We start from the raw sequence: 511 nt of genomic DNA, 5'->3' as shown, positions 1-511 counted from the left end.
CGTAGAGCCCGTCGAACAGCGCCTGGCGACCCTCGAACAGGCAGCGCAGGGTGTCGAGCAACAGGCTCTTGCCGAATCGGCGGGGGCGGGAGAGGAAGTAGTACTTGTTCTGCTGGACCAGGCGCTCGATGACCGGCGTCTTGTCCACGTAGTAGTAGCCCCCCTCGCGGATCTCGGAGAAGGTTTGAATGCCGATGGGGAGTCTGAGCCGCTGTTGGTCAGCCATGCCTGGCCCTCCAGGGACAAGTCGTGTGCCGGGGGCAGTCTATCATGGCCCCTTTTTGTGGACCGTCTCTACCTCAAACGCCACGATCTGCCGCTGTTCACTGGAGAACTCCACCCCGATCAGGTGGATCGGCTTGCCACTGGCCCGGTACTTGTCGGCATAGCCTCTGGCCTTGATCTGCGCCAGCGCCCTGCCCTCGGGGAGTTGCTCCACCACCTTGAATTCGAACAGGTAGATGTGACCGCTGAAATCCACCGCCATGTCCACCTTGCCGTGGTGGCTGGA

2 protein-coding genes are annotated in these 511 nt (G+C 62.0%); both read right to left on the bottom strand.

Features of this window, described 5'->3' with window-relative positions:
• A partial coding sequence (locus LPW30_RS15920) for an AAA family ATPase (protein ID WP_239681371.1) occupies positions 1 to 226 on the bottom strand: 226 nt, incomplete at its 3' end.
• Between the two features lie 42 nt (positions 227 to 268).
• A partial coding sequence (locus LPW30_RS15915; RefSeq protein WP_239681370.1) for a PD-(D/E)XK nuclease domain-containing protein occupies positions 269 to 511 on the bottom strand: 243 nt, incomplete at its 5' end.

Source organism: Ectothiorhodospira variabilis (assembly GCF_022227625.1).
GTDB lineage: Bacteria > Pseudomonadota > Gammaproteobacteria > Ectothiorhodospirales > Ectothiorhodospiraceae > Ectothiorhodospira > Ectothiorhodospira haloalkaliphila.
This window is presented reverse-complemented; position numbering and strand designations above follow the sequence as displayed.